Origin of the sequence: Achromobacter xylosoxidans A8 (assembly GCF_000165835.1) — a bacterium.
GTDB classification, from domain to species: Bacteria; Pseudomonadota; Gammaproteobacteria; order Burkholderiales; family Burkholderiaceae_B; genus Achromobacter; species Achromobacter xylosoxidans_B.
The window spans coordinates 37315-55846 of the sequence record NC_014641.1 but is presented as its reverse complement, the minus strand read 5'-3'; the positions used below and the strand labels follow the sequence as shown (position 1 = coordinate 55846).

Here is an 18532-nt window from a genome sequence, read left to right as displayed (position 1 = left end):
GGTCGACCATCGCCAGTTCCGACGATGGCGGCCGCCCTGCCCGCCTGGATCTCGCATCGCCATTTCGGGGTCTCCTCGTTTTCAGTGCAATAAGTGACGGTACGCAAAGCTAGCACTGGCGCGGGGGTGGTCTGGGTAGACCGTTGATTTCATTGACTTTCCTGTTCGCTTTGTAAACGGGTATGGTGGCCTCCCACTTTTGAGGTTCACGATGCAGGGTTGGCACACAACGTTTTTGGGGATGCGTGGGCTCCCCCGCGATATCAGCGACTTCGAGATGAAGGCATTTTTCACCTTCGATGGTGCCGAGCGCGACGCAATCAATGCACGCCGAGGTGATTCCCACAAGCTTGGTCTGGCGCTCCATATTGGTTTCCTGCGCATGAGTGGGCGTTTGCTCGGTGCCTTTCGGGTAATTCCAGTAGCCTTGTGGCGCCACCTTGGCAACGAGCTTGGCATTGCAGCACCAGAAGTCGCCTCGCTGAGAGCCATGTATGAACGCGGGCGCACGCTATTCGATCACCAACAAGTAGCCTGCACGGTCCTTGGATTCCAGTGGATGAGCGAGCACCAGCGCCGCTCACTGGTACGTGAACTGCGCGACGAAGTGGCGCGCTGCGCCGACCGCGATCAGCTACTCGTGCGGGCGCGTCAATGGCTGTACAAGAACAAGCTGGTGATCGTGCACGAGCGGGCAATTCGGACACTGATTGCGGCGGCACTTGCCCAGCTTGAAGTTGAAACAGGCACCGCCATCGCCGCCAGCGTTGATCCAGCAACACTTGATCGCTGGCGAGCCTCAGTTTCAGAGCTGCGCCCAGATGGACAAACCCAGCAGAGTTGGCTATGGGCTGCACCGGCGAAACACTCAACCCGCCAAATCAGCGAGGTACTGGAGCGCATCGACCTGCTTTACACGCTGGACGTTCATAAGCACCTGGCAGACATCCCCGATCTCATCTTGCGCCGCTACGCGCGCCGACTTGTCTCCAGGCCGCCCTCAGCCGGAGCCAAGATCAAAGAGCCAGCGCGCACCGTGGAGGTCGCATGCTTTCTTCGGTATTGCCTGTTCACCACCACAGACCAGTTGATCCTTATGGTGCAGCGCCGGATCGCCGATCTGTGGCGTCAGGCTGCCGCCGATGTCCCCGCTACCGTCAATTGGGCCGCAATGTACAAAACGCTGCTCGGCGAACTTGTTGCCTTGAGCGCGCAAGGTGCGGTGCCAGATGCTGAGTTGCGTGCCCGTCTTGAAGCCTTGATCACCGAAACCCAGAAACGCAAACCACCGAGCAGGGCCTCCCTGGTCCGCGAGGGATTGATTGATGGAATTCGCCCCGTGCGGTCGTTGCTCGTCGCCATTGCAAAGCTGCCCTGGCAGGCCACCGGCGAGCATCCTGCCATCGAGTACCTTGCCAAGCTGCAAGCTTTATATCTCAAAGGATCCAGAAAGCTGCCAGTTGAAGTGGTGGCACCAAGTCTGGGAATGATCTGGCAGGTTTCGATCTCCAGCCCAGACCGGGAACGGGCGTTTCAGGCGTTGGAGGTGGCCACCCTGTTTGCCCTGCGCCGCGCGGTGCGCAATGGCTCGGTCTGGATTGAGCACAGCCTGAGCTTTCGGGGTCGTGCGCGCTTGTTCTTCACGGACGAGCGTTGGCAGGCAGAGTCCAAGAAACACTATGCCCGTCTATCGTTACCCAGCAAGGCTGCCACTTTCTTGAAGCCTTTGCTGGCCAGAGTAACTGCCGGTGTCGATGCGGTGGCCGCTGCAGCCCGCAGTGGCGTACTGCGCGTGGATGATGAACTCCATTTGTCGCCATTGCCCGCAGAGGACGAAGACCCAGAAGTGACCAAGCTGCGCGCGGCTTTGGATCACCGCATCGGTGAGGTTCAATTGCCGGAAGTGATTCTGGCCGTTGACGCCCAGGTGCGCTTTAGCTGGATCATGCTCGGACGTGAGCCGCGCTCTACCGACGAGCTGCTGATGGTCTATGCCGGCATCATGGCCCACGGCACCAGTCTGACTGCGGTCGAATGCGCGCGCATGATTCCGCAATTGTCTGCCACCAGCATTCGCCAGGCCATGCGCTGGGCGCGGGACGAACGGCGTCTGAGCCAGGCCTGCCAGGCTGTGCTGGAATTCATGCAGCGACACCCGATTGCCGCCACCTGGGGGCGGTCCGATTTGGCATCTTCTGACATGATGAGCATGGAGACCACCAAACGGGTGTGGCAAGCCCGGCTTGATCCTCGGCGCAACACACCTTCCATTGGAATCTACTCCCATGTAAAAGACCGGTGGGGCATCTTCCATGCGCAGCCCTTTGTGCTCAATGAGCGCCAGGCGGGCGTGGCCATTGAAGGTGTCATCCGCCAAGAAAAGCTGGAGACCAGCCAGCTTGCTGTGGATACCCATGGCTACACCGACTTTGCCATGTCACATGCCCGTTTGCTTGGTTTTGATCTTTGCCCGCGGTTGAAGGAACTCAAACAGCGCCACCTCTTTGTGCCACGCGGCACCAAAGTGCCCGCAGAAATCGCTGCGGTGTGCGAAGCCAATGTCGACGTCGCTTTGATCGAAAAGCATTGGGATAGTCTGGTGCACCTGGCAGCCTCGGTCATGAGCGGACATGCCAGTGCGGTGGCAGCTCTTGCGCGGTTCGGTTCTGCCGCCCAGGGCGATCCAATCTATGAGGCTGGCGTGCAATTGGGGCGGTTGCTGCGTACGGCGTTTTTGGCTGACTACTTTGTCAAGGACGCTTTCAGGAACGAGTTGCGCCGGGTGCTCAATCGGGGCGAGGCTGTTAACGCCCTCAAGCGCGCCATTTATACCGGCCGGATCAGCCCGGCGCAGGCCAAACGTGTCGATGAAATGCAGGCTGTGGCCGATGCGTTGAGCCTGATGGCCAACATCGTGATGGCGTGGAATACCTCACAGATGCAGGCGGTCCTGGATCGCTGGTCGAACCGCCGCCAGGTCATTCCACCGGAACTGATCGGGAAGATTGCGCCCACCAGGGGTCGTCTCAGAAAACGGAGAATAAAGCACGTTAAGCCGATTGCAGAGGTCGCAACGGCCTGAACTTGCCCGCGCCGATCTTGGCGCTGCTGCGCCAGAGGTAATCGCCGGTCAGATTGATGTGTTCCCAGCCCAACGGCGACAGGTACTGCAATAGCGTTTCATCGACGGCATGGCCGTTGCTACGCAACGCATGCGCTGCGCGCTCCAGGTAGACCGTGTTCCACAGCACGACAGCCGCCGTCACCAGATTGAGGCCGCTGGCCCGGTAGCGCTGCTGCTCAAAGCTGCTGTCGCGGATTTCGCCCAGCCGGTTGAAGAACACGGCGCGGGCCAGTGCATTGCGTGCTTCGCCTTTATTCAGCCCGGCATGGACGCGGCGGCGCAGCTCAACGCTTTGCAACCAGCCCAGGATGAACAACGTCCGCTCGATGCGCCCCAGCTCACGCAGGGCGACAGCCAGGCCGTTTTGGCGCGGATAGCTGCCGAGTTTCCTAAGCATCAGCGAGGCCGTCACCGTGCCTTGCTTGATCGAGGTGGCCAGGCGCAGAATTTCGTCCCAATGGGCGCGGACGTGCTTGATGTTGAGAGTGCCGCCGATCATCGGTTTCAGCGCGTCATAGGCGGCTTCGCCTTTCGGGGTGTAGAGCTTGGTGTCGCCCAGGTCTCGGATGCGCGGTGCGAAGCGGAAGCCCAGCAGGTGCATCAAGGCAAAGACGTGATCGGTGAAGCCCGCCGTGTCCGTGTAATGTTCCTCGATGCGCAGGTCGGACTCGTGGTACAGCAGGCCGTCAAGCACGTAGGTGGAATCGCGCACGCCGACATTGACCACCTTGTTGTGGAACGGCGCGTACTGGTCAGAGATGTGGGTGTAGAACGTCCTGCCTGGGCTGCTGCCATATGTTAATTTCCATGCAACCCTGAGCCGGCATTTCCATCGAATCTTGATCCACCCTTTTTGCAAGCCTGGAAGGCTCACGGTGTGGATAAGTTCTTGGTTTTCTCCTTCTTGGATTGTGCCGGCAGCGCCGAGCTGTTCTTGAATCGGAAGCTGTCGTTGCCAGTTTCCAGGATATGGCAGTGGTGCGTAAGCCGGTCCAACAGCGCCGTCGTCATCTTCGCATCACCGAACACCGACGCCCATTCGCTGAAGCTCAGGTTGGTCGTGATCACGACGCTGGTGCGTTCGTAAAGCTTGGACAGCAGGTGGAACAGCAAGGCCCCACCGGACGCGCTGAATGGCAGATAACCCAGTTCGTCGAGGATCACCAGATCGGCGTACATGAGCCGGGTGGCGATCTGTCCCGACTTGCCCTGCGCCTTCTCGACCTCCAGCGCATTGACCAGTTCGACCGTGGAGAAGAACCGGACTCGCCGGTGATGATGCTCGATGGCCTGCACACCGAGCGCCGTGGCCAGGTGGGTCTTACCAGTGCCCGGGCCCCCGACCAACACCACATTGTTGGCCTCCTCCAGAAACTCGCAACGGTGCAACTGCCGCGCCAGCGCCTCATTGACTTCGCTGTGGGCGAAGTCGAAACCGGCCAAGTCCCGGTACACAGGGAAACGGGCCACCTTCAATTGGTAGGCCACGGAGCGCACCTCGCGCTCGGCGGTTTCCGCCTTGAGCAGTTGGGCCAGGATGGGTTGTGCCGCCTCGAACGCCGGTGCCCCTTGTGCGGTCAGCTCGGCCACGGCCTGGGCCATGCCATACATCTTGAGCTCTCGCAGCATGATCACGATGGCGCCGCTGGCAGGGTCATGACGCATGACGCACCTCCTGGGCTGTGCGGGCAGCCGCGGGGCGGCGCAACTGGTCGTAGCGCAGCACGTTGGCTTGAGGTTCGTTGACCAAGCGCAGGGCCTGTGGTGCCGTCACCGGCGCCGCAGGCGCCGGCTCCCCTTCCAGCAAACGATGCAGCACGTTCAGCACATGGGTCTTGGTCGGCACGCCAGCTTCCAAGGCCAGCTCCACGGCGGCCAGCACGGCCTGTTCATCGTGGTGCAGAACCAGGGCCAGGATCTCCACCATCTCCCGGTCGCCACCCGATTGGCGCAGCAACATGGCCTGCAGCCGTTTGAAGGCTGGCGGCAGTTCGGCGAACGGAGCACCGTTGCGCAAGGCACCGGGCTTGCGCTGCAGCACCGCCAGGTAGTGACGCCAGTCGTAGACGGTCCGACCACCGACGTCGTGGCGCCGGTCGATGAGGCGCGTGTGCTCGCACAAGATCTGACCTTCGGCGGCGACCACCAGCCGCTCGGCGTAGACCCGCAGACTCACCGGCCGGTTGGCGTAGGAGGCCGGCACGCTGTAGCGGTTGCGCTCGAAGTGCACCAGGCAGGTGGGCGAGACCCGCTTGGTGTGTTCGACGAAGCCGTCGAAGGGGCGCGGCATCGGCATCAGGGTGGGCCGCTCCTGCTCCCAGACATCGGCCACCGTGCCTGGCAGCTTGCCGTGGACGATCTCGCGCCACAAGGTCTTGCAGCGGTTCTCCAGCCACTCGTTGAGTTCGGCCAGGGTTGGAAACGCCGGCACGGGTTGCCACAGCCGGTGACGCGCATCACGCACGTTCTTCTCCACCTGCCCTTTCTCCCAGCCCGAGGCCGGATTGCAGAACTCGGCCTCGAACAGGTAGTGGCTGACCATGGCGCTGAAACGGGCGTTGACGTCGCGCTCCTTGCCCCGGCGCACCTTGTCCACGGCGGTGCGCATGTTGTCGTAGATACCGCGCCGGGGAATGCCACCCAACACCGCGAAGGCATGGTTGTGCGCATCGAACAGCATCTCGTGGGTTTGCAGCGGATAAGCCCGCACGGTGAAGGCGCGACTGTGGCTGAGCTTGAAGTGGGCTACCTGCAGCTTGGTGCGCTCGCCGCCGATGACGGCCCAGTCTTCGCTCCAGTCGAATTGGAACGCTTCGCCAGGACCGAAGGCCAGCGGCACGAAGGTGCCTCGGCCGGTGGTCTGCTGCGCTTCCTGACGTTGCTGCTGCCAGACTCGGGCGAAGGCGGCTACCCGGCCGTATGAGCCTGGGTAGCCCAGGGCGGACAGGTCGGCGTGGAGTTGCTTCACGGTGCGCCGCTGCTTGCGCGACTTGCCCGCTTCGCTCTTGAGCCAGCCTGAGAGCTTCTCGGCGTAGGGATCGAGCTGGCTCGGACTGATGCGCCGAGGGTAGTGCGGCTCCGCCACACCCGCGCGCAGGTACTTCTTGATGGTGTTGCGAGACAGGCCGGTGCGCCGGGCGATCTCTCGGATGGACAACTGCTCGCGCAGGGCCCAGCGTCTGATGACACTTAATGTTGCCACGTCAATCACTCCTATGCTCCTGCCGAAAAAATCAGCAGGTTAGGGTTGTTACGTGGATCAGTTTTAGACGGAAATTACCGGGTTAAGTGGATCAGTTCTGGATGGAAATCAACACTCAGATGGTTGATAGATCGACTCCGTAGTTGAGTTCCTCTGCGAAGTCCGGCAGTCCGTAACCGATGGTTTTCTTGTAGAAAGGAGAGACCTTCGCAGTCGGTGCCTTCTTCTTGTGCTTCGTGGTGTAGAGCATTCGTGCCCGCATCACCTCGAAGGAGTAACCGCGCCCTTCACGGTTCTTGTCCTTGGCCAGTCGGTTGATGGACTCCGTGTAAGCGTTGGTGACGGGCATGTCCGTCTCGAAGTAGGTCATGGTCTCTTCGCGCCAGTTTCCCACTGCCCTGACCAGATCGCTCCAGACTTCCTTTTGGCCCTTCGGGATGGTGGCTATCCACTCGTCCAGGGCGGCTTCTGCCTGGAGCCGTGTGGTGGCGTCCCAGATGCCGTAGAAGCGCTCCTTGTGCTCGTAGGCGGCCAGCAGTTGCGGGAACGCGCCTGTCCAGGTCTCCATGATGAGGCGCTCCCGGTCTGAGACTTCGTGAGCGCGTTTCAGCAGGATTTTCCGGTCTCCCTTGAGAGTCCGGCTCTGGGACGGTTTCAGCTCCTTTCTGAGGCCCTTGCGCACTCTCTCTAGGGCATCGTTGGCCATGCGCACCACATGGAACTTATCGACCACGATACGGGCCTGGGGCAGCACAGCCTTGACCGCTGCCCGGTAGGGGTTCCACATGTCCATGCTGACGATCTCGACCTTCTGCCGGTCTTTCAGCTTCATCAGGTAGTTGGTCACCACGTCCTGGCGGCGGGTGGCCAGCAGGTCGAGCAGGGTTCGCTCCTCAATGTTGGTCAGAATGCAGCGGTAGCGCTTGTTGTCAATGCCGCACGTAATTTCCTCATATCTGCCGAAGTAAATTTCCCCACCCTTGGCAGTGGGAAGTCAACCCGGCAGTGACGCGGCTTCCTCCCTTTTGGGACGGCCGGGCCGGCGCTTTTCCGGTACAGGGCTACCCATTTCATTGAATGCAGGACGGTTGCGCAAGTGCTCTGGAATCAGGGCGGCATGTTCCCGCAGACGGTATGAATTGCCTTCAATGGGAATGACGATCGCATGGTGTAGCAACCGGTCCAGCAGCGCAGTGGCCACAACTGGATCGCCGAAGATCTCGCCCCATTCACTAAAGCCACGATTGCTGGTCAGGATCATCGCGCAGCGCTCGTAGCAGGCATTGACCAGCTGGAAGAACAGATTGCCGCCGGTCGAGCCCAACGCCAGGTAGCCAATCTCGTCAACGATGAGTACGCTGTGGCGCGACAGGAACTTCACCCGCTCACGCAGCTTGCCTTCGCGCTCGGCCTTGCGCATGGAATCGACCAGCTCGGCCAGTGTGGCGAAGTACACGCTCTTGCCAGCTCTGATGGCTTCTACACCGAGTGCCACGGCAAGGTGGCTCTTCCCTGTTCCGGGTGGCCCAAGGAAGTGCACGCACTGGCGTCGCTCAATGAACCCCAATTCCGCCAGCGCCATGACACGGCTGCGCTCCAGCGATGGCTGGAAGCTGAAGTCGTAACCGGCGAGCGTCTTGAGCACTGTCAGGCGTGCAGTCTGCAGAGCGATCTTGATGCGTCGACTCTCGCGTGTGCTGTACTCCTCGCCCAGCAAGGCTTCGATGGCTTCCAGGGCAGTAAGCTGCCCTTGTTCGATCTGGGACTGCACCGTCTGCAAAGCCTCCAGCGCGCGGGGCATCTTCAGGCCGATCAGATGCCGACGGATGCGTTCGGCAATGGGTTCATGGGTCATCGCTGGCCTCCGATCTGCCGTGCAATAAAGTCATAGACAGCCAGCGGTCGCTGCGCAACAGCGTGGCCAGGCGGTAGCACAATGGCATCCGGCTTCTCGCGCTGCATGATCCGCTGCAGTACCCGGTGGCCCGCGAGGACTGAGCGCTCGCGCCGGCCCGCCAGCCGGGCATGGGTAGCGATCAAGGCACCGTCCTCGAAGATGCGCACGCTATCAGGCGTGGTCTCCACATCGAGTATCCGCTTCCTGGTGCCGTCTGGCACGCTGTAGTAGTTGCCGCCAACGCTGACACAGCCTTCGTGGCTAACACGCCGCTCGACGCGCAGTACCGCGTCAAACCGACCAGCCGGCAAGGGTTGCAGTTGCGGCTGCTCCTCTCGGAAGTGCTCCACGACGACGCGCCCAGTCGTGCCATGGCAACGTACATTGGCCACCGTATCGAGCCAGTGGCGTAGTTGGCGGTTCATGTCATCGATGTCCTCGAAACTGCGCGCCATGAAGAAGTCAGCACGGATATAGCGGTAGGGACGCTCGACCTTGCCCTTGGTCTTGGCTCGATACGCCTGGCAGGCACGCGGCAGGAAGCCGTAATGAGTCCCGCACGCCAGCAGCTTGGCGTTGTAGACGATGCCTTCGCCGCTGTCGTCCTCTCCCAGTACCGCCGTCTTCATGCGGTCGTACAGGATCTCCCGTGGTACACCGCCGAAATGGGCAAACGCTTCCATGTGACAGCGCAGGACCGTTGGCAGGTCCTGGTGTAGAACGAATTGGCCCCACAGGTAACGACTGTGGCCCAGCACCATGGCAAACAGCCAGACTCGGCGTACGGGCCCCTGGTTGCCAAAACAGACCTTGAACTCGGCAAAGTCGACCTGCGCCTGTTCGCCGGGCGGCGTTTCAAATCGGACTTCAAAGATGGGCGCCGGCGGCGGGCGTACTGTGCGCAGGACCATGCTTCTCGGTATAGACACGGTAACCGTTGTCCTGCCGATCAGGCGGCGGCAACAAGCCCTGCTGTTCATAGAAGCGGATCGTCTGTGTTTCGACCCCTACCAACTGCGCCAACTGACCAATGCGCATCAGCCTCCTCCCTAAGGGAGACCGGAAAATCCTGCTGAAACGCGCTCACGAAGTCTCAGACCGGGAGCGCCTCATCATGGAGACCTGGACAGGCGCGTTCCCGCAACTGCTGGCCGCCTACGAGCACAAGGAGCGCTTCTACGGCATCTGGGACGCCACCACACGGCTCCAGGCAGAAGCCGCCCTGGACGAGTGGATAGCCACCATCCCGAAGGGCCAAAAGGAAGTCTGGAGCGATCTGGTCAGGGCAGTGGGAAACTGGCGCGAAGAGACCATGACCTACTTCGAGACGGACATGCCCGTCACCAACGCTTACACGGAGTCCATCAACCGACTGGCCAAGGACAAGAACCGTGAAGGGCGCGGTTACTCCTTCGAGGTGATGCGGGCACGAATGCTCTACACCACGAAGCACAAGAAGAAGGCACCGACTGCGAAGGTCTCTCCTTTCTACAAGAAAACCATCGGTTACGGACTGCCGGACTTCGCAGAGGAACTCAACTACGGAGTCGATCTATCAACCATCTGAGGGTGGTATCAGATTGATGGGGTGAAGGTGCCCCATCAACCATTAAATCCGTATACCCTTTTATCCCAGCCGCTTAACATTCGCAGCGTCTTGGACGATGCGTGCACGCTCCAGCCCGCCAGGCTGGCCATCAACAAGAGGCATAGTAGCTTCTTCTTCACCGGTCTCTCCTCCATCTACGTTATAGCGCGTTGCTTTGCTCTTGGTTTCTTCAACGCAACGCGCCGCGTTTTGCTCTAGGCGCCACTCGAGGCCGCTTGGCTCGGTTCAGGGATATGGAAGTCGGCATCCAGGCCCAGCGTCTGCTGGTAGTACTGCCAAAAGCCCTTGATCGGATTCTCTGTCGCGAAATAGTCCATGGAGCGCGTGTTCTGGTCGACCATGCCCATGAACGACGTACTGTCCTTGTCGTGACTGACCGAACGCTGAACGCGCTCCATGGCGTCGCCGTCCTCCAGGGAAACGTAACCGGAGGGGCCGATCAGATTGCCGTGGGTTATGCGCAGTTGTTCGAGCTCCTCGTCGTCGTCGACGAAGCCGAACTGCGTCCAGACCATCTCGAACTCGTCTTCTCCAATGGGGATGACGTGTCGGGTCGAGAGCGCGTTACCCAGTTGATGCACCACCAGGTTCGGGAAGATCGAAAGCACCACCAGATTGATGTTGTCGTCGAATTCCCGCTGGCTCTGCACGACCGAGCTGTCTCGCAGGGTGAACTCCGGGTTATAGGCGTGTTGAGCCTGGCTGGCATGCTCCGCGGCTTCCTCGTCGGTGTGGAGTTCGGTTGCCAGCAAGCAATGCCGCCCCGTCCTGTCGAGCTGTATCGACGCGGACTCACTGGTATTTCGCCAGAGCCCGAAGGTGTTCAGGAAAAGATGGAGCAGGCCGGCGTGGTAGGGGTCTCGCGAATTCTCGGCGGCCAGCTTCCAGTTGCTGTGGATGCGCTGGCGCTGAAAGCCGAGAAGCCTCAGGGGGCGCTTGCAGTTGCGCTTGATGATCTCTACCGCCACCGGCCCCAGGTATTCCTCCAGCGGTTCCACCTCATCGGAGAAGCTCGCGAAGACAATGCCGTTGAGGGTGGCAACGCGCAGCTTGGTCAGGCCGTGCCGGCTCTTGTCGAAGGGCTTGCACATGCCACCCTTGCCGCGCACGCCGCGCAGGAAGGGCACGCCGTTGAGCTCCCCCTTCAAGTTGTAGTCCCACTGGTGGTAAACGCACTGCAGGCTGCTGGCGTTGCCGTAGCGCTGCTCACACACCAGCGCGCCGCGGTGCGCGCAGCGGTTCTCCATGACATGGATGCTGCCGTCCTCCGCTCGGGTGACGATGACGGGCGACAACCCGATATGGGTGGCCTTGTAGTCGCCCGGCTCGGGGATCTCCGCCTCCAGGGCCACGTAGGCCCACACCTTTCCACGGAAAATCCGCTCGTTCTCCAGTTCCAGATACGCCTTGTCCGTGAAAACCTTGTAGGGCACACGGAGCGCTTGTTCCGCCGTCGCGGGCTGGGGCGATACGTTGGTCATTGGTTTTTCTCCTGTATCGAAACGCTTGTCCGCAACCCGCTCAGAGCGGGCGCACGAGGAGCGTGTCGATTAATTGCGTGTCGAAGATCACGCGTTTTTGTTTGAACTTCGGACCATCCTCCTCGAACACCAGGCGATCGACGTACTTGCCGGTGCTGTACACCCGGGCGATGCCGTCGCCGCGGGTCGCCATGACGACGTAATTGCTCTGCACCAGCGCCTCGTCGCCCTCCATGGCTTTCACGCGCACATTGCTGAGCACGTGTCGGTAGGCGTGTTGGGAGTAGATGTTGGCGTGCCGCAAGGAGACGATGCGGTCGATGAGCATGTTGCGGTTGCTGCAACCCATGGTAGGGGCCGGCAAGCCGCGCTCGACGTTCTCCCTGGAGATGATCTGGTAGCTGCCGTCTTCGGTGAACAGCTCTGGCAACTCTTCAAGGCGATCATCGTCGATGTATTCGACGTAGGCGTACAGCAACTGTTCCGCCTCGAACTGACGCCTCGCCCTGACCGCCCATGCCTGCTCGTCGGCCGGTGGCTGTATCGCCTTCAGCGGACTATCGGTGTTCATCAACTCTCCCTCCTCTTGACCCTCGCCGGCCGCGCCAGGCAGCGGCCCGGAACGTCTCGCGGTTGTACTGACCTGCTGGCGCGCGGCTCGAGAGCGTGCCCTGTTTGTTGCGGGCTTTGCTAAAATAGTAAATGCATCATGCATCATGCATAATGGACATGTCAAGCATAGTCCACCATCTCCACGGGCGCAATGTCGATAGAGCGAATATTTGTCGATTTATTTGCGTGGCCGTGTTTGCGAGGGCGCTACCGGGGGGTTTGCTAGACTCCGGGCCGGCAGCGTCCGGGAATGAAGAGAGCTAAAACGAGGAAGACGGGTGTCGAAGACAAGCGAAGATAATGCGCGCCAGTCGCAGGGTGTGCAGTCGGTGGAAATCGGGGCTCGCGTGCTGCGAGCCTATTTGCGGGCGGAAGCGCCCATGAGCGTCAAGGAGCTCGCGGACGAGGTGGACATGTCCACCAGCCGAACGCATCGTTACCTCGCGAGCCTCGTGCGTGCGGGCCTGATCGAGCGTGACGCGGCGAGCGGGCGCTACGATCTGGGGGAGTTGACCTTGCAGCTGGGTGTGGCGGCCTTGAATCGGCTCAACCCGGTCGCAGAGGCATCAAAGACGGGGCAATACAGAAGATGTTGAAAGACGAAGCCGAGCGGGCGACGCAACGGAAAGCCGAAGCGACGGCCAGTTCAGGGTAGACCGCAAACGTCTGAGGCTCAAAGTAAGACAAAAACTATTCCATCGAGGAGACAAGCATGAAAAATGTATTCAAGCAGGTGCTGTTCGCGTCGGCATTATCGTTGGCGCTGGGTGGTGTTGCTGTTGCTCAAGAACCGATAAAAATTGGCTTCATTGGGGAGCTCTCTGGGCCGATAGCAGGTGTTGGTCAAGATCAGCTTGACGGCTTTAACTTGCTGTTGGATCAGAAGGGCGGGAAGCTGGGCGGCGTGCCCGTTACCCTAGTCCGGGAAGATAGTCAGATGAAGCCTGATGTCGCCAAACAGGTGGCGCGCAGTTTGGTAGAGCGCGAAAAAGTGCCCATCATCACCGGGGTATCGTTCTCAAACATCATGATGTCCATTCATCAGTACATTACAGAGAACGAAGTCTTTTTGATCGGCTCGAACGCAGGCCCGTCGCAAATTGCCGGTGCGCAGTGTTCACCCTATCAGTTCATCACGTCGTGGCAGGGCGACCAAGCCGCTGAAGCGGTGGGTCAATACGCGACCGATAAAGGCTACAAGAACGTCGTTGTGTTGGCGCCAAATTATCAGGCGGGCAAAGATATTGTCTCGGGCTTCAAGCGCTACTACAAAGAACCACTTGCCGAGGAGCTGTATACCTCTTTGACTCAAATGGACTTCTCGGCCGAGTTGTCCCAGGTTGTTGCTGCAAAGCCCGACGCCGTCTTCGCATTTTTTCCGGGTGGTCTCGGGGTGGCGTTTGCCAAGCAATATGCGCAAGCCGGGTTAATGAATCAATATCCTTTGCTGACAACCTTCGTAGTAGATGCATTGTCACTGCCCGCGATCGGCGATACGGCACTGGGTATTGTAAGCGGCGGCTTTTGGGCGCCTGATTTCGATAATGCCCAAAGTCGTCAGTTTGTTCAGGCCTTCGAGGCGAAGTACGGTCGTATTCCGTCAAATTACGCCGCGCAAAGTTACGACGCTGCATTGTTGCTCGATTCCGCCATTGCCAAGGTTAAAGGCAACGTAGCCGATAAGCCTGCTTTCATGGCAGCACTTAAAGAAGCAGACTTCGACTCGGTTCGGGGCGATTTCAGCTTTAGCAACAACAACTTCCCGAAGCAGGGGATGCACGTCATGGAAGTTGTGAAAGACGATAAGGGTCGCTTGACGCTCAAGACCGTTGGCACGCCGTTCAAATCGTATCAAGATGCCTATCACACGCAGTGCCCGCTGAAGTAAGTCTTGGTTGGAAAGGGGGGGCATTGCCGCAGGTAGTGCCCTTCTTCTGTTTTGGGTTTCAGACCGCATTCTCGGGGGCGCCTTGAACGGCTTCCGAGAACAGGTTGAAGATAATTTTGCGCATCCACTGATTGCCTGGCTCTTTATGGAACTTGGCATGCCAGAACAGGTTGATACCGATTCTGGGCAAGGGGATGGGGTGGTCGACGTAGGTCAGATTGAAGGGTTTGGCGTAGTGCAGGGCGTAAAGCTCGGGTACGGTGGCGATAAGGTCGGTGTTGCTGAGGATATGCCCCACGGCGACAAAGTGCGGCACAAGCAGTTTGACAGTACGTTTGCGCTCCGAGCTATCAATGATCTCATCCAGCTTGGCGTGACCGGTGCCGGCCGAAACCACTTGCACATGCTCACTGTCGAAATATTGTTTGCTGCTTATTGCCGTGCCTGCGTAAGGGTGCTCAGACCGCATCAGGCATACGTAGCGTTGCATGAACAGACGTTGCTGGAAAAAGCCGGTTTTTAGCTGCGGCAACAGCCCAATAGCCAGGTCGACATGTCCGGCTTCCATTTCGGTGCTCAGGCTGTCATGGGTATTGCGTACTGTGCTGATCGTAACGCCCGGCGCTGCGTGGCTTAGCAAATCCATCAAGCGCGGCAACAGCGTAATCTCGCCCAGGTCGGTCATGGCAATGACAAACTTTCGACGGCTGGCCAGCGGGTCAAACGAGGCGCGTTGGTTCAGGGTGTCGTGCAACGTGCTAAGCGCATAAGTAATGGGCTCAGCCAACTGTGCGGCATAGGGGGTGGGCTCCATGCCCTTCGAGGTTCGTATGAACAGTTCGTCACCAGTCAGGCTGCGAAGGCGTCGAAGCGCGTTGCTGACGGCGGGTTGGCTAAGGCCCATCTTCCCGGCGGCGGCCGATACGCTGCCTTCGGTCAGCAGGTAGTTAAAAACGACCAACAGGTTTAGATCTATGTCTTTCAAGTCCATTATTCACATCGCTTATAGCCTTTATTCATCACATTCTATAGGTTAATTAAGCCTCGTTCTATATACTCGACCCCCTGTATAAACCTATAAGAACTATCAGACGAATCATGGAGTTACATATCCAGCCTTTGGGGCAGACGTTATCGGTCGATTCAGGGGCTAACCTTCTGGAAGCCCTGCGCGCCGCCGAGGTTCCCATTTCATACAGTTGTATGGCGGGTCGTTGTGGCACATGCCGTTGTAAAGTGCTTAAGGGTCAGGTGCTCGAGTCCGGCCGCGAGGCAACGCTAACCAATCCGCATGCCGATGACTATGTCCTGGCCTGCATGAGTGCAATTACTGAGTCTTGCACCATCGAAATCCCCGAGCCCGATGAGGTGGTCAACCATCCGGCCCGCATCATCAAGGCAACAGTCGTTGCCATCGAAAAGGCCACCCACGACATCCGGCGCGTCGTACTTAAACCTGCCAAGCCGTTGGCGTATTCGCCCGGCCAGTACGTCTCACTCCAATTTACGCCAGACCATATCCGCCCTTATTCGATGGCTGGTCTGCATACCGATGATCACCTCGAGTTCCACGTCCGCGTTGTGCCCGATGGGCGGGTGAGCGGCTATGTAGATCAAACCTTGAAAATAGGCGACGCCGTCCGCGTCACAGGGCCATTGGGCACCGCCTATTTGCGCCGCAAGCACGAGGGGCCTATGTTGTGTATTGCGGGCGGTACGGGTTTGGCGCCTGTGTTGTCCATCGTGCGTGGCGCCCTCGAGAGCGGTATGACCAACCCCATCCATGTCTATTTCGGGGTTCGCTCGCAAACTGACGTTTATTGCACCGATGTGTTGGCCCAGTTGCAGGCACGGTATGCCAATTTAAAAGTCAGCGTGGTGGTCGCCGTGGGGGCTGCAGCAGACGGTCAACGGACTGGGTTGGTGACAGACGCAGTCGAAGCGGATTGGCCGTCACTGGAGGGGTTCCGGGTTTATTTATGCGGTTCGCCACCCATGGTGGATGCCGCAACATTATTGGTGACGCGAAAAGGGGTAGCCCCCGAGCATGTGTATGCCGACGCGTTTTACGCCAGCGCCAGTTAACCGGCGCCGATTAGCAAGGAGAGGATGATGAGTACTATTCCAGAGGTGTTTCCTCGTGACCCCAAGTGGGAAGGTGAAGGCAGTAGCCGTATCCCGTTTTGGGCCTACACCGACAAAGACATCTACAAACAAGAGCTCGAGCGTTTGTTCTACAACAATCACTGGTGCTACGTGGGCCTCGAGGCCGAAGTCCCCAACCCGGGCGATTTCAAGCGTACCCTTATCGGTGAACGTTCCGTCATCATGACGCGTGACGCCGAAGGTGGCATCAACGTGATTGAAAACGTCTGTGCGCACCGAGGTATGCAGTTTTGTCGCAAGCGTAACGGCAATGCCAAAGAACTGGTTTGCCCCTATCACCAATGGAACTACAGCCTTAAAGGCGACCTGCAGGGCGTACCTTTTTTGCGTGGCGTAAAAAAAGATGGTCAAGTTCAGGGCGGTATGCCAAAAGACTTCAAGACCAAAGACCATAATTTGAACAAGCTGAAGGTAGCCACCCGCGGCGGTGTGGTATTTGCTTCGTTTGATCACGACGTCGAGTCCTTCGAGGACTATCTGGGCCCAGAAATCCTGAAATATTTCGACCGTCTGTTCAATGGCCGCAAGCTGCATATTCTGGGCTACAACCGCCAGCGTATTCCGGGTAACTGGAAGCTGATGCAAGAGAACATCAAAGATCCTTATCACCCCGGGTTGTTGCATACCTGGTTCGTCACATACGGCTTGTGGCGTGCCGACAATAAGTCGGCGTTGCGCATGGATGACCGTCACCGTCACGCTGCCATGATTTCTACACGTGGCAATGCCGGTGCAAAAAACGAGGTCACGCAAGGTGTTACTTCGTTTAAAGAAAGCATGCAGGTGCAAGACAAACGTTTGCTCGACATCGTGCACGAAGACTGGTGGGGCGAGCCTACTGCCGTCATGATGACGATTTTCCCCAGCGTGATCTTCCAGCAGCAGGTCAATAGCGTTTCAACGCGTCATATTCAACCTAACGACGAAGGTTCGTTTGATTTTGTCTGGACGCACTTTGGTTTTGAAGACGATACGCCCGAAATGACGCAGCGCCGGCTGGTGCAGGCCAACCTGTTCGGCCCCGCGGGCTTTGTATCTGCCGACGATGGCGAGGTTATTGAGTTCTCGCAAATGGGCTTCGAGCAAAAGCCCTACCACCGCGCGGTGGCTGAGTTGGGCGGCTACGACGTTGAAAACACCGAGCACATGGTGACCGAAACTTTGATTCGCGGCATGTACGAGTACTGGCGCAAACAGATGGAGATTTGAGCATGATTGACGTTCAAACCTATATGGACCTGAACAAGTTGTACGCGGATTACGCCTCGGTGATCGATGCCGAGAAGTGGGACGAGTGGGCTGAGTTCTTTGAGGAAGATTGTGAATATAAAGTGCAGCCGCGCGAAAACCACGAGCGTGGCTACCCGTTGGCCACGATGTGGTTCATCAGTAAAAATATGCTTAAGGAAGGTCTGAACAAGGCGTTTTGAGAATTTGCATTTTCAGTCCAACCGCCCCAATTTTCATAATGCAGAAAAGTTGCTCAAAAATAGGCCGGAATCGGAGCAATTTCCGCCCTGACAGGCCCGTTTTTGGCGCTCTGCTCCCATTTCGGGCGCACCTATCCTGCCGTGGCCATCAAATGATGGCGCACCTTCCACAGGTTGGCCAACGTAAACAGCATCTTCAACTGCGCCGTGTTCTTGGCCAGGCCCCGGTAGCGCACCTTGGTGAAGCCAAACTGGCATTTGATCACCCTGAACGGATGTTCCACGCGAGAGCGCAGGCTCGCCTTGGCACGTTCATAAGATTCCAGCATCCGGCCCATATTGCCCTTGCCCAATGCCCGACGCTTGCCAGGGCGCATGGCAATGTGCCACCGTACCTTCAAGCCTTGATTTTCCTCGCGCTTCTCGACGCCCTGGTAGCCCGCATCGCCCAGCACCAGTTCCTCCTCACCATGCAGCAGCGCATGCGCCTGGGTGACATCGCTGATGTTGGCCGCTGTGCCGATCACGGTATGCACCAGCCCCGTCATGTCCACGCCGATATGCGCCTTCATGCCAAAGTGCCACTGATTGCCCTTCTTGGCCTGGTGCATCTCGGGGTCGCGGGTACCCGTGGCATTCTTGGTGGAACTGGGCGCTTCGATGATCGTGGCATCCACGATCGTGCCCTTGCGCACCGTGATGCCCTGGTCGGCCAACAGCAGATTGACCGCCTCCAGCGCATCGGCCGCGATGTCGTGCTTCTCCAGCAGGTGGCGGAAGTTCAAGATCGTCGTCTCGTCAGGAATACTGCCACGGCTCAGCGAGAGCTTGGCAAAGTGGCGTATCGAGGTACTGTCATACAGCGCCTCTTCCATGGCCGGGTCCGACAGATTGAACCACTGCTGCATGAAGTGGATGCGCAGCATCACTTCCAACGGATAGGGCCTGCGGCCATTGCCCGGCTTCGGGTAGTGCGGTTCGACCAGATCGGCGAAAACCTTCCAGGGAACGGCCCGTTCCATCTGGGCGAGAAACTTCTCGCGGCGGGTGACCTTGCGCTTGCCGGCAAACTCGGCGTCGGAGAATCCCAACTGGCTCATCGGGGGCTTCCTGATTGGGGTTC

15 protein-coding genes and 4 pseudogenes are annotated in these 18532 nt (G+C 59.0%); 7 read left to right on the top strand and 12 right to left on the bottom strand.

Translation table 11 applies throughout. The annotated features are described in order from the left end of the window. Positions 1–211 precede the first annotated feature (211 nt). Positions 212–3082, top strand: coding sequence for a Tn3-like element IS1071 family transposase (locus AXYL_RS32615; RefSeq protein ID WP_013397097.1), 2871 nt, complete (start codon positions 212–214; stop codon positions 3080–3082). Here AXYL_RS32615 and AXYL_RS32610 read toward each other — a convergent pair. From AXYL_RS32610 to AXYL_RS34600, 7 genes and pseudogenes are all read right to left on the bottom strand, one after another. After that, the gene (locus AXYL_RS32610) at positions 3051–3998 is read right to left on the bottom strand and encodes a Tn3 family transposase (protein WP_015060629.1); all 948 of its coding nucleotides are present in this window, start codon (positions 3996–3998) and stop codon (positions 3051–3053) included. The two genes, AXYL_RS32615 and AXYL_RS32610, sit on opposite strands and share 32 nt — an antisense overlap. Next, complete coding sequence (gene istB, locus AXYL_RS32605; protein WP_011255145.1) at positions 3995–4789, bottom strand: IS21-like element IS1600 family helper ATPase IstB; 795 nt, start codon at positions 4787–4789, stop codon at positions 3995–3997. The genes AXYL_RS32610 and istB (AXYL_RS32605) overlap by 4 nt, the downstream gene beginning before the upstream one ends. Further along, positions 4779–6335, bottom strand: a complete 1557-nt coding sequence (istA, locus tag AXYL_RS32600; RefSeq protein ID WP_011255179.1) for an IS21-like element IS1600 family transposase — start codon at positions 6333–6335, stop codon at positions 4779–4781. The genes istB (AXYL_RS32605) and istA (AXYL_RS32600) overlap by 11 nt, the downstream gene beginning before the upstream one ends. A 106-nt stretch (positions 6336–6441) precedes the next feature. Next, positions 6442–7263 (bottom strand): annotated as a pseudogene (locus AXYL_RS32595) (ISL3-like element ISPst2 family transposase); the annotation flags it as partial. A gap of 57 nt (positions 7264–7320) precedes the next feature. After that, on the bottom strand, positions 7321–8181 hold the full coding sequence (gene istB, locus AXYL_RS32590) for an IS21-like element helper ATPase IstB (RefSeq protein WP_011255177.1): 861 nt from the start codon (positions 8179–8181) through the stop codon (positions 7321–7323). After that, positions 8178–9131: pseudogene (gene istA / locus AXYL_RS32585) on the bottom strand (IS21 family transposase); the annotation flags it as partial. The gene istB (AXYL_RS32590) and the pseudogene istA (AXYL_RS32585), both read right to left, overlap by 4 nt. 1 nt (position 9132) lies before the next feature. After that, positions 9133–9261: pseudogene (locus AXYL_RS34600) on the bottom strand (MerR family DNA-binding transcriptional regulator); the annotation flags it as partial. A gap of 13 nt (positions 9262–9274) precedes the next feature. Between AXYL_RS34600 and AXYL_RS32580 the strand changes: the two are divergent. After that, positions 9275–9790 (top strand): annotated as a pseudogene (locus AXYL_RS32580) (ISL3-like element ISPst2 family transposase); the annotation flags it as partial. Between the two features lie 35 nt (positions 9791–9825). On the opposite strand, the gene AXYL_RS35435 reads toward AXYL_RS32580, so the two are convergent. From AXYL_RS35435 to AXYL_RS32570, 3 genes are all read right to left on the bottom strand, one after another. Next, complete coding sequence (locus AXYL_RS35435; protein WP_272941987.1) at positions 9826–9951, bottom strand: hypothetical protein; 126 nt, start codon at positions 9949–9951, stop codon at positions 9826–9828. A gap of 75 nt (positions 9952–10026) precedes the next feature. Beyond that, positions 10027–11313, bottom strand: a complete 1287-nt coding sequence (locus AXYL_RS32575) for an aromatic ring-hydroxylating dioxygenase subunit alpha (RefSeq protein WP_011255174.1) — start codon at positions 11311–11313, stop codon at positions 10027–10029. A gap of 40 nt (positions 11314–11353) precedes the next feature. Next, positions 11354–11884, bottom strand: a complete 531-nt coding sequence (locus AXYL_RS32570) for an aromatic-ring-hydroxylating dioxygenase subunit beta (protein WP_011255173.1) — start codon at positions 11882–11884, stop codon at positions 11354–11356. 319 nt (positions 11885–12203) lie between these two features. Here AXYL_RS32570 and AXYL_RS32565 point away from each other — a divergent pair, with 319 nt between their 5' ends. Both AXYL_RS32565 and AXYL_RS32560 read left to right on the top strand, forming a co-directional pair. Next, complete coding sequence (locus AXYL_RS32565; RefSeq protein WP_013397095.1) at positions 12204–12521, top strand: helix-turn-helix domain-containing protein; 318 nt, start codon at positions 12204–12206, stop codon at positions 12519–12521. A gap of 116 nt (positions 12522–12637) precedes the next feature. Further along, positions 12638–13813, top strand: a complete 1176-nt coding sequence (locus tag AXYL_RS32560; RefSeq protein ID WP_013397094.1) for an ABC transporter substrate-binding protein — start codon at positions 12638–12640, stop codon at positions 13811–13813. Between the two features lie 58 nt (positions 13814–13871). Here AXYL_RS32560 and AXYL_RS32555 read toward each other — a convergent pair whose 3' ends face one another. Continuing rightward, a complete protein-coding gene (locus tag AXYL_RS32555) occupies positions 13872–14804 on the bottom strand; it encodes a LysR family transcriptional regulator (RefSeq protein WP_013397093.1) in 933 nt (310 codons plus the stop codon). A 107-nt stretch (positions 14805–14911) separates the two neighbouring features. Here AXYL_RS32555 and AXYL_RS32550 point away from each other — a divergent pair, with 107 nt between their 5' ends. From AXYL_RS32550 to AXYL_RS32540, 3 genes are read left to right on the top strand one after another with little or no spacing between them, the layout of a single operon-like run. Continuing rightward, positions 14912–15898 carry a 2Fe-2S iron-sulfur cluster-binding protein gene (locus AXYL_RS32550; protein WP_013397092.1) on the top strand — a complete coding sequence of 329 codons (987 nt, stop codon included), beginning with the start codon at positions 14912–14914 and terminating at the stop codon, positions 15896–15898. A gap of 27 nt (positions 15899–15925) precedes the next feature. Then, positions 15926–17188, top strand: a complete 1263-nt coding sequence (locus AXYL_RS32545) for a Rieske 2Fe-2S domain-containing protein (RefSeq protein ID WP_013397091.1) — start codon at positions 15926–15928, stop codon at positions 17186–17188. Positions 17189–17190: 2 nt separating this feature from the next. Further along, complete coding sequence (locus AXYL_RS32540; RefSeq protein WP_011255167.1) at positions 17191–17409, top strand: nuclear transport factor 2 family protein; 219 nt, start codon at positions 17191–17193, stop codon at positions 17407–17409. A 131-nt stretch (positions 17410–17540) separates the two neighbouring features. Here AXYL_RS32540 and AXYL_RS32535 read toward each other — a convergent pair whose 3' ends face one another. Continuing rightward, on the bottom strand, positions 17541–18509 hold the full coding sequence (locus tag AXYL_RS32535) for an IS5 family transposase (protein WP_011255161.1): 969 nt from the start codon (positions 18507–18509) through the stop codon (positions 17541–17543). Positions 18510–18532: the final 23 nt, after the last annotated feature.